The 14,252-nt window shown below is 60.1% G+C and carries 16 protein-coding genes and 1 pseudogene; 13 read left to right on the top strand and 4 right to left on the bottom strand.

What is annotated here, in order from left to right:
• Positions 1 to 188 (bottom strand): annotated as a pseudogene (locus NCT03_RS29520) (Crp/Fnr family transcriptional regulator); the annotation flags it as partial.
• Positions 189 to 596: 408 nt separating this feature from the next.
• The gene (locus tag NCT03_RS29515) at positions 597 to 962 is read right to left on the bottom strand and encodes a hypothetical protein (RefSeq protein WP_250494934.1); all 366 of its coding nucleotides are present in this window, start codon (positions 960 to 962) and stop codon (positions 597 to 599) included.
• Between the two features lie 297 nt (positions 963 to 1,259).
• On the opposite strand from NCT03_RS29515, the gene NCT03_RS29510 reads away from it, so the two are divergent.
• From NCT03_RS29510 to NCT03_RS29460, 11 genes are all read left to right on the top strand, one after another.
• The gene (locus tag NCT03_RS29510; RefSeq protein WP_250469837.1) at positions 1,260 to 1,562 is read left to right on the top strand and encodes a flagellar transcriptional regulator FlhD; all 303 of its coding nucleotides are present in this window, start codon (positions 1,260 to 1,262) and stop codon (positions 1,560 to 1,562) included.
• Positions 1,563 to 1,564: 2 nt separating this feature from the next.
• Positions 1,565 to 2,146, top strand: a complete 582-nt coding sequence (gene flhC, locus NCT03_RS29505) for a flagellar transcriptional regulator FlhC (RefSeq protein WP_244831767.1) — start codon at positions 1,565 to 1,567, stop codon at positions 2,144 to 2,146.
• Positions 2,147 to 2,253: 107 nt separating this feature from the next.
• Positions 2,254 to 3,150, top strand: a complete 897-nt coding sequence (locus NCT03_RS29500) for a LysR family transcriptional regulator (protein ID WP_250494933.1) — start codon at positions 2,254 to 2,256, stop codon at positions 3,148 to 3,150.
• Between the two features lie 97 nt (positions 3,151 to 3,247).
• Positions 3,248 to 4,261 carry a succinylglutamate desuccinylase/aspartoacylase family protein gene (locus NCT03_RS29495; protein WP_250494932.1) on the top strand — a complete coding sequence of 338 codons (1,014 nt, stop codon included), beginning with the start codon at positions 3,248 to 3,250 and terminating at the stop codon, positions 4,259 to 4,261.
• 17 nt (positions 4,262 to 4,278) lie between these two features.
• A complete protein-coding gene (locus NCT03_RS29490; RefSeq protein WP_250494931.1) occupies positions 4,279 to 5,637 on the top strand; it encodes an MFS transporter in 1,359 nt (452 codons plus the stop codon).
• Positions 5,634 to 6,488 (top strand): MBL fold metallo-hydrolase, encoded by an 855-nt coding sequence (locus NCT03_RS29485; protein ID WP_250494930.1) that lies wholly within the window; start codon positions 5,634 to 5,636, stop codon positions 6,486 to 6,488. The genes NCT03_RS29490 and NCT03_RS29485 overlap by 4 nt, the downstream gene beginning before the upstream one ends.
• A gap of 159 nt (positions 6,489 to 6,647) precedes the next feature.
• Positions 6,648 to 7,211: a thioredoxin family protein gene (locus NCT03_RS29480; protein WP_250494929.1), complete on the top strand. Its 564-nt coding sequence runs from the start codon at positions 6,648 to 6,650 to the stop codon at positions 7,209 to 7,211.
• A gap of 110 nt (positions 7,212 to 7,321) precedes the next feature.
• Entirely contained in the window at positions 7,322 to 7,639 is a 318-nt protein-coding gene (locus NCT03_RS29475) for a DUF4148 domain-containing protein (RefSeq protein WP_244831773.1), read from the top strand.
• Between the two features lie 111 nt (positions 7,640 to 7,750).
• A complete protein-coding gene (locus NCT03_RS29470) occupies positions 7,751 to 8,446 on the top strand; it encodes an anti-sigma factor family protein (RefSeq protein ID WP_244831774.1) in 696 nt (231 codons plus the stop codon).
• Between the two features lie 43 nt (positions 8,447 to 8,489).
• A complete protein-coding gene (locus tag NCT03_RS29465) occupies positions 8,490 to 9,008 on the top strand; it encodes an RNA polymerase sigma factor (RefSeq protein ID WP_244831775.1) in 519 nt (172 codons plus the stop codon).
• Entirely contained in the window at positions 9,005 to 9,877 is an 873-nt protein-coding gene (locus NCT03_RS29460; RefSeq protein WP_250494928.1) for an anti-sigma factor family protein, read from the top strand. Before NCT03_RS29465 ends, NCT03_RS29460 begins: the two co-directional genes overlap by 4 nt.
• A gap of 7 nt (positions 9,878 to 9,884) precedes the next feature.
• Here the strand turns inward: NCT03_RS29460 and NCT03_RS29455 are convergent, their stop codons facing one another.
• Together NCT03_RS29455 and NCT03_RS29450 are read right to left on the bottom strand one after the other, a co-directional pair.
• Positions 9,885 to 11,348, bottom strand: a complete 1,464-nt coding sequence (locus NCT03_RS29455; RefSeq protein WP_250494927.1) for a tyrosinase family protein — start codon at positions 11,346 to 11,348, stop codon at positions 9,885 to 9,887.
• A gap of 184 nt (positions 11,349 to 11,532) precedes the next feature.
• On the bottom strand, positions 11,533 to 12,351 hold the full coding sequence (locus NCT03_RS29450; protein ID WP_250494926.1) for a class I SAM-dependent methyltransferase: 819 nt from the start codon (positions 12,349 to 12,351) through the stop codon (positions 11,533 to 11,535).
• Between the two features lie 314 nt (positions 12,352 to 12,665).
• Here NCT03_RS29450 and NCT03_RS29445 point away from each other — a divergent pair, with 314 nt between their 5' ends.
• Positions 12,666 to 13,412, top strand: a complete 747-nt coding sequence (locus tag NCT03_RS29445) for an SDR family NAD(P)-dependent oxidoreductase (protein ID WP_250494925.1) — start codon at positions 12,666 to 12,668, stop codon at positions 13,410 to 13,412.
• Between the two features lie 32 nt (positions 13,413 to 13,444).
• Positions 13,445 to 14,191, top strand: a complete 747-nt coding sequence (locus tag NCT03_RS29440) for an SDR family NAD(P)-dependent oxidoreductase (RefSeq protein WP_250494924.1) — start codon at positions 13,445 to 13,447, stop codon at positions 14,189 to 14,191.
• The last annotated feature ends 61 nt before the right edge of the window (positions 14,192 to 14,252 follow it).

Here is a 14,252-nt window from a genome sequence, read left to right as displayed (position 1 = left end):
GTATGCAGAAGCGAGACGATAGCCGTGGTCGGGAAGTACACGTGGTGAATGCGTTGTCCGGAATCGCAAAGCAACTGTTCCGTGCGCAACTGGACGAGTTCGAGATGAGGAGCGATTGCTTGCCATTCTTGCGCCGGAAGCGCGCCCAACAAATGGTTGCCGTGCAGGTCTGATTGAAGGCTCAACATGATTTTGACTTTTTGGTCTGTGCGCATTGCGCTGTGCTTTTTTCTGGCCACTTGAGGTTTCGTGATCGCATCTGACGGCGATCATCAAAACCTCAGGGCCAGCCCCGTAGCACCGTTAGCCGCTTGTTCGATTCCCGTTCGCGACTATTTACCGTGCTTTGTCATACATAAGCGAGAGGCGTGCCAGGAGCCCTCAATCCTCATACCAGCAAGGCGTCAGCCGGAATGTGCCGGGCCATACGAAGTGCGGGCGATGAAAAATGATTCAGTTTCGAACACGTTAAATCGCCGCCTAATGATCCTGCTTACATTTCAAGCGTCTTTCAGTGTTTCGCGAATACCGGTTTTAGCGTTTGCGCGCCTTTATCGGCCAGTGGAGCTTTTTTAATGGCCATGTTTTTGAGCCCGTTAAAGACTTGCTTCAAAATTGTTGCAGTGCTGCACGATAGATGCGCGCTGAAACCAAAATAGGGAAGAACTAGACTGCGGAATGCCCCGCCAAGGCAGGCGGTGCAAGGAATTGCGGCATCTCGGCGGTCCGAGCGCCTTGAGGAGGAGGGATGACAAAAACTCGGCCAAAATTGTTGCATTGCGGATACCCGCTCTCGTTTTCGCCTGCCGACAACCTTCTGTGAAGAACCGCCGAATCACATCCGGATTCAAGTTTTGCGGAAACAATTCCGCCTCACGGGTGGTAACTCTGTCGTTTTCATACATCAGGCGAAAGAAATTTTTACGGAACATTTTGCCGAAAATGACTTTTTTAACGATCAAAGGCCTGAGCAGCTTTTTCTTTAACCAGCGGAAATATTTACGAATGATCAGACTAGAAGCGTCACTGGCGGACCCATATTCCGTCCATGCGAGAAGATTCTTTCGCCGGATAGGACGCCAATAAAGTATTTATCTTCTCTCATAAACGTTTGCCTACTCAAAATAGTCCGATCGCAAAGGTTTGCCTCTGTAACATTGTGTTGCATGACAAATAGAATCGCCTCACAATCGGTTCCGTGCTCTGAAACAACTGATGTTTCCGACACTCCCCGTCACAGTCAACTTCGGTCCAACGCCATGACGCACGACAGCCAAACCCTCGATTCGATTCGTGAATTGAACCTGTCTTATCTGTTGCTTGCGCAGCGTGTGCTGACCGAAGACCGGGACGCGGCGCAGGCTCATCTCGGCCTGTCCGCCGAAATGGCTCAAACGCTGACGCAGTTGTCGCCCGATCAGACCGTGCGGCTGGCTTCGTCGTCGCAACTGCTGTGCTTCTTCCGCCTTGGCGGCGATGCGCTGCTCACGGGCCTCGCCAGTCTCACGGAACGCGCGCAAAGCGCTTCTGCCGCATCCAACGCATCGCTTTTGGTGGCCTGAACATGAGCACGACTGCATCGACGAAGAGTCTCGCCGACGACGCCAGCCAGGTACTGCGCGCGGTTACGCTGATCAAGCTCGGCGCACGCATGCAAGTGCTCGAGTCGGAGTTTCCGAAGCTCTCGCGCGACCGTCTCATTCGCCTCTATCGCGAAGTGAAGGGTGCTTCACCGCCCAAGGGCATGCTGCCCTTCTCCGCCGACTGGTATCTGACATGGGGGCCGAACATCCATGCATCCATGTTCGCCAATGTCTATGCGTTTCTCGAAGCCAACAGCCGCGAACTGGACCGCGTCGATCTCTTGAGCCGCGCCTATGGTCTTTATGCCGAGCATTTCACGATGCAAGGCGAGCCGCTGCAAATGGACCTGACGCGCGCATGGACGCTGGTGCGCTTCAAGGAAGCCGGCATGCTGCGCCTCGCGGGCTGCAAGCGCTGCCACGGCAAGTTCGTGGCGCACTCGCAGGACATCACGACCGGCATGGTCTGCGGAATCTGCCAGCCGCCGTCGCGTGCAGGCAAGACCAAGGCCGCAAAGGCCGCGCGCGAAGAAAGCGCCGCGTTGCAGGCGCGTGCCGCATAACACCAAGCCTTCTTCCAAGGTCATTCGCATCGCAGTTCCTTGGGCAAAGTGAGAGACTTCTTCGTGTCTCTCACCGCTCACATGGCCGTCTCACGCCCGACCAACACATGGAACTGCGCCATCTTCGTTACTTCATTGCCGTTGCCGAATTGCGCAGCGTGCGCGCCGCATCCGAGCATCTGCATGTCACGCAGCCCGCCATTTCCCGGCAGATTCAAGATCTCGAACAGACCATCGGCGCGACGCTTTTCGAACGCACGCCGCGCGGCCTGAAGCTGACCGCTGCCGGCATCGCCTATCTCTCCGAAGCACGCGCGATCCTCGCCCATGTCGATGCCGCGAACCGGCTCGCGCATCGCATTGCATCGGGCGAACAAGGACGTTTGCGTGTGGGCTTCGTCGAGAACGCATCGTGGAGCGGTCTCGTGCTGTCCGCGCTCAACGCGTTTCAGCAGAACGCTCGCGACATAGCGCTCGAATTGCAGCCGATGAACACGCCCGAGCAACTCGATGCCATCGCCGCCGAACGGCTCGAAGGCGGCTTTTGTTACCGCTTCGGCGCGCTGCCCGATGGCTTCGCCAGCATCCGGCTGCTCGAACAGAACGTGGTGCTTGCGGTGCCCGAGCAATGTCCGCTCGCCGCGCAAACCAGGGTGCGTGCAAGCGAGCTTGCCGCGCTGCCGTTCATCGCGTTTCCGCGACACGTCTATGCGGCCTACTATGACCGCCTCATCTCCGCGTGCGCCGAGCGCGGTCTCACGCTGAATATTCGCCAGGAAGCCTCCACCGAAACCGCGATTCTCTCGCTCGTCGCGGCAGGCGTCGGCGCGGCGCTCGTAAATGCGGCCAATCGCGAACGTCCGCCCGCACGCGTGCGCTTCGTCGAAGTGGAGGACCTGTCGGTGCCGTTGCCGCTCGAATTCTGCTTTCTTGCGCAGCACGGCAGCGCGGCATTGCAACGCTTCATCGAACTGCTCGAAGCGCAAAAGCACCCTGAAGCGTGATGCCCTGAAGGCATCGCCCGCTGGAGAAAACGGCATTGGCCAGCGGATATTTCGTCGGCAATAGTGGATACGAACCTACTCGATTCGAGATCCGCTCATGTCCACTACAGCCTCGCTCATTGCAACCGATATCGACTACGAACGCCACGGTTTTCAGACCGGCACACTGCGTCTACCGTGGTCGCATGACCGTTCCGCATACGGTCATATTCCCATTCCGCTCGCCGTCCTGAACGCGGGCGACGGCCCCACGGTGCTTCTTACCGGCGGTAATCACGGCGACGAATACGAAGGCCCCGTCGCGCTGATGAAGCTCATGCAGCGCATGCCATCGCTTTCAATTCGAGGTCGTCTCATCGTCATACCGGGGCTGAATTTTCCGGCGTTCGTGAATGGCTCGCGCACATCGCCTATCGACGGCGGCAATCTCAACCGGCTCTTCCCCGGCTCACGTCACGGCAAGCCGACCGAGATGATTGCGCATTATGTCGAGACAGAACTGCTGCCGCGCGCCGATGTCGTCATCGACCTGCACGCGGGCGGCGCGAGCTTCGAACATGCGCCGACACTGCTTGCATCGCCGCCATCGGGCGATGCCGCACGTCGCGCGCGCTATCTCGATCTGGTGCGCGCGTTTGGCGCGCCCTACACCATGATCATGGATCTGCTCGGCGAGGATCGCACCTTCGCAGCCGCGGCCGAACGCCACGACACGCTCTTCCTATGCGGCGAATTCGGCGGCCATGCCGGCTGCGACGCGGCGAATCTCGCTATCGTCGAAAGCGGTTTGCAGCGCGTGCTGCATCGCCTCGATGTATTGCACGATGCCGCGCACGATGCGCCGCCCAGGACGCGTTATCTACGCGTGGAAGGCACGCAGCATTACGTGTATGCGCCGCATGCGGGCGTCTTCGAACCCGCCTTCGCCTTGAACGACGAAGTGCGCTCGGGTCAGCTCGCGGGCCGTCTCTTCGATCCACAAGAACCGTGGCGCGCGCCGCGCGACATCGCATTTCGTGGCGATGGTCGCGTGATGTGTGCGCGCACCTTTGCCCGCGTCGAAGCTGGCGATTGCATTGCGCTTCTTGCCGCCGAAGCATCCCTCGACTGATTTCAAGGAGCATTCGCATGAGCGCTCATCCGCTTGCGTCGGCTTCTAACGCCGATGCCCCGCTCGACGTCCGTCATCCGCTGTACGTCGTGCTGTTGTTCTTCACGTGCTTCGCGTTTTCGTATCTGGACCGTCAGATCGTCAGCATTCTCGTGCAGCCGATCAAGCTCACGCTCGGCATCACCGATACTCAAATCGGCCTGCTGCAAGGCTTCTCGTTCACCATGTGCTATGCGACTGCGGGTGTGTTCGTCGCGCGTCTCGTGGATCGCGCTAATCGCGTCAGGCTGATCGCCATATGCGTCGCGATCTGGGCCATTTCCACGGCTCTTTGCGGCTTCGCGACGAGCTTCACGGAACTGCTGTTCGCGCGCGCGGGAACCGCCATCGCGGAAGCGGCGCTGAGTCCTGCGGCGCTCTCCATCTTCAGCGATATCTTCGCGCCGCGTAAGGTCGCGCGAGCGAGCAGCGTCTTCATGCTGGGACCGTATATCGGCGGCGGGCTTGCACTCTTCGGCGGCGGCATGCTGCTATCCGCCGCTGGCGGCGACGTGAGCATATGGCTCGCCGCGCATGGCTTTCAACCGTGGCAAGCGGTTTTCGTGCTCGTCGGATCACCAGGACTCGTGCTGGCAGCACTCGTTGCCTTGACGATTCGCGAGCCGGCAAGACGCGAAGCCACGACTATCAGCATCGCCAATACGGATTTTGATGAAGCCCTGCCCTCGCTACGCGAAGTGCTCGCCGAACTGTTCGTGCGCAATCGCTTCTGCGCACCGTACTTTGCCGCTTATGTCGCGCTCATCACGCTGTTCTATTCGCATGCCGCGTGGTTTCCCACCTTGCTCATGCGGCACTTCCATCTTGCGCCCGCCATGGTCGGAAAGATGGCCGCGCCTGCTTACATGACCGGCGGCATAATGGGCGTGGCGCTTGCTGGCATGCTCGCCGTGCGCGTCACCGACGAACGCACGCTACACAAAGTCCTCATGCTGTCGACATGTGCCGTTACCGCGCTGGTGCCCGCCGCCATCGCCATGCCGCTCGTGACCAACAGCACGCTCGCGATTTTGCTCTACGGCGCATGCGCGCTCGCCGCGAGCATTGCGATGGCGCTCGCCCCTGTGCCGCTGCAAATCGCCGTGCCTAATCGCATGCGCGGCCGTTCGATCGCGCTGCTCGTCTTCATGACCAATGCGATAAGCGGCGGCGTCGGTCCGCTCGCGGTAGGCTACCTCAACGAGCATCTCGCGGGTGCGCATGCCGGCTTAGGCACGGCGCTCGCCATCGTCGGCGGTGTATCCGCGCTTGCGAGCGCCCTGCTTTACGCATTGGCGACGACGCGCATTGCATCGACTACGAGGAAGAACGCATGAACACAGCGCTCGACTGGCGTCTTAACGAAATGCGAGTCACGCGTATCGACGAAACGGAATTTTCGTTAAGGGCCGACGTGCTGTTTCCCAACGAGGATTTGGCGAGCATCGGTTCAGACAATCAGCAAGTGACGCTACGCACACATCTATGGGTCGTCGAGATCGACGGGCTGACGCTCGTGGTGGATACGGGCATCGGCAACGGAAAGCCAAGACCCTTCAGTGCGCTATTCGACCGGCTCGACAACCCTGTGCTGCAGCGTTTCGAAGCGGCGGGCTTCGACCGGCATCGCGTGGACTATGTGCTGCTCACGCATTTGCATGTCGATCACGTCGGTTGGAATACGCATTGGGAGAACGGGCGCTGGACGCCTGTGTTTCCCAACGCGACTAATGTCTTCAGCGAACGTGAGCGCGCGTTCTTCGACACGCCCGCGGGCGCACCGCGACGCATGGTGTTCGATGACAGCGTTGCGCCTTTGATCGATGCGGGCATAGCGCTTACCGTGCCGGACGAAGGCGCAATCCTTCGCGAAGGCATCCGGTTTTGGCCAACCTTCGGGCATAGCGCGGGACACATGGCGATAGAGATAACGTCCGGCAACGAGCGTGCGCTCTTCTCGGGCGATGTCATGCATAGCCCGTTGCAAGTTTCAAGACCGCAGTTCGGTTCGACCTTCTGCCTTCGACCTGATCTCGCACGCGCTTCGCGCGAATGGCTCTTGAACCATGCAGCCGAGACGAATGCAACGGTCTTTCCCGCGCATTTCCCGATGACCTCAGCAGGCAAGGTGCAGCGCATCGGCGATGAATTTGTCTGGCGCTATCTTACGTACAACGCGAGCCATTGAGCTTGCGCTACAGCGTCGTCATGCTGATGCCTTGCGGATACGCTTCGTATCACAGCGTATCCGCATCCTGAAGCGACACACGCCGATTCATAACCACCACAAGCGAGATACACCGCCGCGATCCAATACGACCTGACATCGACCCCAAAGGAGTAAATCATGTTCAGTCGTTTCAGGATCGCCGCTGTTGCAGCCGGCATCGCGGGCAGCGCGGCGTTCGCGGTCTTCGCATCCACTCATGTCTCGTTGCCCGCTACCGCAACCGTAGCGAACGGTGCAAACGCGCCGGACTTCAAGGGTATCGACAACTGGTTCAACAGCGCGCCGCTCGATCTTAAGCAACTGCGCGGCAAGGTGGTGCTCGTCGAGTTCTGGACTTTCGACTGCATCAATTGCGCTCACACGCTGCCCTACGTGAAGGACTTGCATGCGCGCTATCGCGACAAAGGGCTTGTCGTGGTGGGCGTGCATTCGCCCGAGTATGGCTTCGAACGCGATACGGGCAATCTCAGGAAAGCCATCGTTCGCAATGGCATTGAATACCCCGTTGCGCAAGACAACGAGTTCGCGACGTGGCGAGCCTATGGGAATCGATACTGGCCAGCTTTCTATCTCATCGATCAGAACGGCAAACTCGTCTATAGCCACTTCGGCGAAGGTCAATACGCGCAGACCGAGCAGAAGATTCGCGTACTGCTCGCACGCGATGACAAAGTGAAGTGACCAACCCTCAGTCAGCAAGCACGTTCATGCCGAAAATTCTCGGGAATAGATTCGCCGCAACGGTTGTTTGTCTACATGCAAGCCCATTAAACACGCTCAAGGAGCCGAACATGAACCTCGTCAAACTCGCCGCTGTATCCGCCGCACTCGTCCTCTCCTCAGGCGCTTTCGCGCAGAGCCTCACACGCGCCGAAGTCCGCGCACAACTCGTTCAGGCGGAGCAAAACGGCTCGCGACTCGTGGTCGATGCGTCGTATCCCGACGTCAGCCCGATCTATCAGAACCAGGTTGCGCATGCGAAGTCCGCGGATACGACCTCATACGGCGGCGCCGCGTCCACGAGAGACTCGGGCAACGCACGCATGAACATGAGCGCCTCGCAATGCGTGGGGCCCTACAGCTTCTGCCATATCTACGCCGGTTCCTGATGGCCGCAAGCTCGCCCGCCGCTGCATCGAAAAATATTCGCGTCTTGCGGAATAAACGCGGCGTGGCGCTGTTTGCGTCATTGAACCCGATCCTCGAACAGGCCCGCAATCGTGAATCCGCCCTCTGAAATGCGTCTATCCGAAGCCGATGTCCAGGCTTTCGCGGACGGCGTGCTCGCGTCGGAACGGACCGAACGCTTGCACGCCTATCTGGCGCGGCGGCCGGATGAAGCGCGCAGAGTCGTGTTTTACGATCGACTGAACGTGCAACTGCGTTCGATGTACGACGTCAGCCACGCTCAACCAGCATCGCGCCGTCCCACGATCGACCTGCGCTTCCGGTTACTCGCGGCGATCCTGGCGTGTTTCGCGCTCATGATCTCGGCGATCTGGGTCACCGTGCGCGTCCCTGATGAGGCGCTCGAACGCGCAGCTGTCGAAGCACTATCGATAGATGCACCGACAGCGACAACGCCCGTTCCCGCCGCTGCCGCGCCCGATCTTTCGTCGCTTGGATTTCGCGCTACCTGCATACGCAACGTGACGCTCGGCGCTTTCTCGACGGTCAGCGTAATCACCTATCGCAACGCTTTAAATGAACCGCTCGTCCTGCTCTCGATGCGCGCACCCGCGGCATCCATGCGAACGCCGTGGCAGGCGCATAGAATCGATGCGGCGCGCCTTCTCGAATGGACTTCGACCGCTGGCGTGCGCACAGTGGTGGGCGCTAGAGCGGGCACGCAAGGACTGATGCGCGCGGCCGACTTGCTGGCGAAGCAACAGAACATGCAAGGGAATGCCTCGTGAAAGCACGCGTCACCAATCGAACCGCCCGCTGCAAGGAGCCGCAATGAGCGTGCGAGACCAATTGATGGACCACGTACCGCGTTTGCGGCGCTATTCGCGTGCGCTCATCCGCAATCAGGAACTCGCCGACGATCTCGTGCAGGACACGCTCGAACGCGCCCTGCGCAACACCGAAAAATTCGAGTCCGGCACCGACCTGCGCGCGTGGCTTTTCACGATCATGCACAACGTGTTCGCCAATCAAACGCGCCGTGCGGATGCGCGAGCCGTGCATGTCTCCGTCGATGAAGAAGCTATCGACGAAAGCGAGTTCGCGGTGGCTAGCCGCGACACGCAATCGCTGGAAATGCGCGATCTCGACTATGCGCTGCAGCGTCTGCCCATCGAACAGCGGCAAGTGGTGCTGCTTGTCGGGCTCGAAGAGATGAGCTATGCGGAAGTGGCGCTCGCCCTCGAAATACCGCTCGGCACGGTAATGTCGCGGCTTTCGCGCGGACGCGAGCGGCTTCGCGCGCTAATGGCAGGCAAGCAGGACAGCGCTCAATTGAAGGTGGTGCGATGAACAGACAATCGACTTCCGTCAGCGAGGACGAAATCCAGGCCTACGTGGATGGCGTGATCGCCGAACACCGGCGCGAGGAAATCGATCGGCTGCTTGAAACCGACGACGCGCTCGCGGGCCGCGTGAGCGACTACTTTTCGCTCAACAGCATGCTGCATGATCGGTACGATCGCGTATTGCAAGAGCCGCTGCCGCAACGTCTCGTGCTGCCGCTCGAATCGGCATCCAGCACTGTCACGAAGGTCGATGCGGGTCGACGTGAAGCCGCGAATTGGCCGCGCTTTGCGGGACTTGCTGCGGCACTCGTGCTGGGTATCGGCATCGGCGTGGGCGGCATGTTCAGCGAAACAGCGCGCGACATGCTCATGCCGAATGGCGAGAACACTTCGCTTCGTCACGTCAGTCTCTCCCGCGACGAATCGTTCGCGCGGCAATCGGCTATCGCCTATGTCACGTATGCGCCAATGGTCACGCGTCCCGTCGAAGTCGGTGCGGATCAGGAAGAAGAACTCGTGAAGTGGCTATCGAGCCGCCTCGGCACCGACGTGCACGCGCCCGTGCTCACGCGCGTGGGCTTCAATCTGATGGGCGGCCGTCTCTTGCCCGGCGATGAAGGTCCTATCGCGCAGTTCATGTATCACGATGCCAATGGCGAACGCATCACGCTCAACGTGTCTCATCGCAAAGTGAGCCGCGACGTCACCGCGTTCAAGCTGTATCAGGACGGCTCGGTCAACGTGTTCTATTGGGTCGATGGCGACTTCGGCTATGCGGTATCGGGCGCGATTGCACGGCCGCAATTGCTCGCGGTGTCGCACGACGTGTACGAGCAACTCACCGCGAGAAACGGACAGAAATCAACGCAGTGAGCGCGGCTTATGGGGCATCCGCGGCAAGTTCGACGCGCATCTCGCCGATGGATATCGCCGTTCCCTTAACCGCATTCACACCGCTCACGCGCACGAACGACACGACCACTTCATTCGGGTTCGTCACGCCCGCGCGCGCGAGCAATTCAGTCACGGGAAACTCGATCGAGCTGCCGCCGTGATGCGTCGCTGTCGATACCTCGAACGCGCCGAGCGTGCCGACGAAGTGAGCATCGCGTTGAGCATCCGGGTCGCCGGTTGCGGGCAAATTCACATAGACGTTGTAGAAGAATCCGCCGGCACGTGCCGCCGCCGGCATGGACACGCCGTCCAGCACGAGATTCACATGACGAAATCCCGAAGCGGCGGGCCTGGCCGCTTGCGATTGCGACTGCGCTTGCGATTCGATCGCGCTGCTGTCGTCCGCTTCCGGAGCCACGGCAAGCGTATCGCGCAGCAACGTGGCATTGGCGGCTTGAAGCGGAATGCGTGCGCTGATGGAGTTGTCGGCAAGGGCCACGCCCTTCACGCCGCCAAGCGAACGCCGCGTGGATGACACCGTGCGCCCCGCGCTTGCGGTAAAGGTGCCGATCTGAGGACGTCCGCTTATGGGTGACATTTGCGCCTGAACCCGAATGATTCCGCCGCGTTCTGCTTGCGGTGGCAAGATGACTGGAACGGTATCGTTGGCGTAATCGTATCCCAGCCCCGTGGTCGTCCGCGTCTTGGCCTTCGTCATCGTGAGGTTGGTCGCATACGTGAAGCTGCCGGACCAGTACTTGTTGTTGGCCGCAGGAACCTTGCTCGTCGAGCGTAACGACCAGGCATTCCACAGGCGGTCGAGATTCGCATGATGCAGATAGAAAATGGGATCGAGCGGCGCGGTCATGATATCCGCCATGTATCCGCCGATGATGTCATGCACCGGATTGTGCGGTGCATTCTCCAGTTTAGTCTCGAACGCGTTGCTCGTGCCGCGCTGAAAATTGGCGACGCTGCGCGCGAACGGGCTCAAATCGAGCGCCTGATAGACGTTCGTGTTCACACGCGATGTGTATAAGGGATTGCCGCTCGCCGTATCGGTGAATTCGGAGGGCATCACGGGATACGTGTAGTAATCCCAGTACGGAAGCGTCAGCGTGTTATCGCCTGACACAGTGCGCAGTTGTTGCTCGAAGTAATAGATATAACCGCGATGCCACGTCAGGAAGTACGCCACTCCATGCGGGCAATAATTCGAATGCACGTTGCTCCAGTACTGCCATGATGCCGGTTTGCTGCTGTCGGCCGTGGCTCGCATGGTGCGGATGGCATTGAGAAACGACGCGTAGTGAGGCGTTGTCTTGAAGACTTGCCATTCGAGCCGTATGACATTGGGCGTCGCAGCGAAACCGAGTTCGGGTATGGACGCAAGCGCAAGCGCCGACGCCGTCCCCGTGACGAACGAGCGCCGGGTAATCGTGGAAGCCATGTTTGTCCCCTCGTGCCCGCGGATTGCCCGCGAACGCTCCGCCTCCGACTCTTCTGATGAGTCAGCCGACGTGGCAGTAGTGATCGGAAAATGCCAAGGAAGTATGGTTCACTTCGCGCAGGGTTCAACGAATATTTAGAATACCCAACGAAAGTGAACGTGTACTAGCGCACATTGCCGGAACTCAAACGTCCGTTCGTGCTGCGTTGCTCCAGACGATCACAGTCTGCTCCGACTCTGCCCCATAGCCTATTTCGTGACTGTCATAGGGAATCGAGCACGAGAGCTGTCGCGTCAAGATCGGCGATTGATCGAAGACATGCGCGCAGACGGGGTAGATATAAACCACCGTGAGTTTGCGGATAGTTGCATCTGCAACCGCTTTCTCCAGATTGTTCAGAAGCGTTGCCATGAGCGCGGCGCCGAAGGGATTGAACAGGAAGACAACGAGATCGCCCTTCGGAAATGCGAGTTCGAGCGCATTCTCGACGAAGGCCTGCATGCGTATCCTCTGCGGAAACCGGCGCGCAACGATCTCGGCATTGCGGTTCGCTATCTCGATGAGCGGCTCGGCCAGGTCATAACCGAGCACGGCGTCGAAGGGAAACTCGGTGGCCACGATCATCGGCCGCCCTTTTCCGCAGCCGATATCGATAAACGTGCTGCCACGCACGTCTCCGAGTTGCTGCAGCGCATGCCGCACGATGCTTGGCTGCGATCCCATATACGGTAGATTGCCCGCATCGGCGCCGGGGCCGCTGTCGGATTCGGGCGGATAGACGCCGCCTGTATCGGTGCCGAGCATGCGGTCGATAGGATGCGTTCTATAGCAGCCGTTATAAAGCACGCGCAAGACGGGCACGCGTTCCCCGAAGCGCCTGATCCACGAGACGAAGAGCAGCGTCTGAACCCAGTCCGGCAACGCGGCGACCACGGCGATCAGCCGCCATTTGATCGTGCGTTTCATTCGGGTTTTGAAGCTCATGCTCATCGTCGTGTTCATGGAAACTCCGTTGGGGGCGGGCTGCGAATGTACGCAAGTACGACGAATGACGCGCAACGTCTGGATGGTCGCGACCAGTCTTTATAGACTCGCGCCTGGCGATTGAATGTGACGTGACGCACATAGCGTCGCTGGACAGGAGTGGCGTTTTCCCGAACGCGAGGCCAGTTCGTGATCCCAATGCGTCATGCCTCGCAGGCATGACCGGCTGCCTCGAAAGTCTTTTTCTTGAGCAAGCACGCACCCTACATTTGATTCCACCGACGGGTCTTCAACACAACCCCGTCTCTATCAGACCTCGATGGAGTCACGAAATGGACAAGCCAGTCATTCTCATCACGGGCGCGCTCACCGGCATTGGCCGCGCAACGGCGTTTGCTTTTGCCGACAGCGGCGCGCGCATCGTCGTATCGGGCCGGCGTGAAGCCGAAGGACGCGCGCTCGAAGCCGAACTGCGCGAACGCGGTGCAGAAGCGTTCTTCGTTGCCGCCGACGTACGCCACGAAGACAGCGTGCGCGATCTCGTCGATGCAGCCGTCGCGCACTTCGGCCGTATCGATGCCGCCGTGAACAACGCGGGCACCGAAGGCCAGCCCGGTGCGATCGTCGATCAGAGCGCCGCAAGCTATGCATCGACTTTCGATACCAACGTGCTCGGCACGCTCCTTAGCATGAAGCACGAACTGCGCGTCATGCAGGCGCAGAAGCACGGCAGCATCGTGAACGTGTCGTCGACTTACGGGCATGAAGGTGCGGCGTTCGCGTCGGTCTATGCGGGCAGCAAGCATGCGGTCGAAGGCATGACGAAGTCCGCCGCACTCGAAGTCGCGGCGCTCGGCGTGCGGGTCAACGCAGTGGCGCCCGGCCCCACGGATACCGGCATGCTCGATCGCTTCACCGGAACAGCCGAACGCAAGGCCGCGCTTGCATCGAAGGTGCCGCTTGGACGTGTTGGCACGCCCGTCGATATCGCGCGCGCAATCGTCTTTCTTGCTTCGGATACGGCCTCGTTCGTCACGGGTCAGATCGTCACCGTCGATGGTGGCAAGACCGCGGGCTGACGCGTTCTCTTCCCTATTAAAGGAGCAACGACATGAACGATCTTTCAGGCAAGACCGCGCTCGTCACGGGCGCATCGCGCGGTATCGGTCGCGCAACGGCTATCGCGCTGTCGCGTGCAGGGGCAAGCGTGCTGGTTCACTACAGCAGCGGTGAACAGGAAGCCGAAGCCGTCGTCGCGCAGATTCGCGCCGCAGGCGGCACCGCGCAGGAAGTGCAGGCAAATTTGCGCGATGCAGACGGACCGCATCAACTCGCACGGCGTGTACGTGAAGTGGTCGGCGACAGGCTCGACATCCTGGTTGCCAACGCGGGCATCTCGAAGGCCGCGAGCATCGAGAATACGACCGTCGATGACTTCGACGCGCTCTACGCCGTGAACGTGCGCGCGCCCTACTTCCTCGTGCAGCAACTGCTTCCCGCGATGTGCAAGGGCAGCAGCGTGGTCTTGCTGTCGTCGCTCGTGGCGCGCGCGTCCGTGACCTCGCTGTCCGCTTACGCCGCGACCAAAGGCGCGGTCGATACGCTCGTCAAGCACCTCGCGGCGACGCTCGGCGAACGCGGCATTCGCGTGAATGCGGTGGCGCCGGGCGTCGTGGAAACCGATATGTCGAACTTCACGAAGACCGACGATGGCCGCGCACTCACGCTCGGCATGCAGGCGCTCAAACGCATTGCGCAGCCGGACGATATTGGCGACGCCGTGGCCTTTCTTGCTTCGAATGCCGCACGCTGGGTCACGGGCGAGACGCTACACGTGGACGGCGGCTCGAAGCTTTGACCGTTGAACGCGCATGACGACTCGTGCAGTTGGACGATTGCCCGGATAATCTCCGGGTGAT

The organism is Caballeronia sp. GAWG1-1, assembly GCF_023631465.1.
Classification (GTDB): Bacteria; Pseudomonadota; Gammaproteobacteria; order Burkholderiales; family Burkholderiaceae; genus Caballeronia.
Note: the sequence above shows the minus strand (reverse complement) of the source record. Positions and strands in the feature narration are given on the sequence as shown.

Coding starts and splice junctions, on each gene's coding strand:
- NCT03_RS29510 (WP_250469837.1), top strand. CDS start 1,260: ATGACGCACGACAGCCAAACCCTCGATTCGATTCGTGAATTGAACCTG.
- flhC (WP_244831767.1), top strand. CDS start 1,565: ATGAGCACGACTGCATCGACGAAGAGTCTCGCCGACGACGCCAGCCAG.
- NCT03_RS29500 (WP_250494933.1), top strand. CDS start 2,254: ATGGAACTGCGCCATCTTCGTTACTTCATTGCCGTTGCCGAATTGCGC.
- NCT03_RS29495 (WP_250494932.1), top strand. CDS start 3,248: ATGTCCACTACAGCCTCGCTCATTGCAACCGATATCGACTACGAACGC.
- NCT03_RS29490 (WP_250494931.1), top strand. CDS start 4,279: ATGAGCGCTCATCCGCTTGCGTCGGCTTCTAACGCCGATGCCCCGCTC.
- NCT03_RS29485 (WP_250494930.1), top strand. CDS start 5,634: ATGAACACAGCGCTCGACTGGCGTCTTAACGAAATGCGAGTCACGCGT.
- NCT03_RS29480 (WP_250494929.1), top strand. CDS start 6,648: ATGTTCAGTCGTTTCAGGATCGCCGCTGTTGCAGCCGGCATCGCGGGC.
- NCT03_RS29475 (WP_244831773.1), top strand. CDS start 7,322: ATGAACCTCGTCAAACTCGCCGCTGTATCCGCCGCACTCGTCCTCTCC.
- NCT03_RS29465 (WP_244831775.1), top strand. CDS start 8,490: ATGAGCGTGCGAGACCAATTGATGGACCACGTACCGCGTTTGCGGCGC.
- NCT03_RS29460 (WP_250494928.1), top strand. CDS start 9,005: ATGAACAGACAATCGACTTCCGTCAGCGAGGACGAAATCCAGGCCTAC.
- NCT03_RS29455 (WP_250494927.1), bottom strand. CDS start 11,348: ATGGCTTCCACGATTACCCGGCGCTCGTTCGTCACGGGGACGGCGTCG.
- NCT03_RS29450 (WP_250494926.1), bottom strand. CDS start 12,351: ATGAACACGACGATGAGCATGAGCTTCAAAACCCGAATGAAACGCACG.
- NCT03_RS29445 (WP_250494925.1), top strand. CDS start 12,666: ATGGACAAGCCAGTCATTCTCATCACGGGCGCGCTCACCGGCATTGGC.
- NCT03_RS29440 (WP_250494924.1), top strand. CDS start 13,445: ATGAACGATCTTTCAGGCAAGACCGCGCTCGTCACGGGCGCATCGCGC.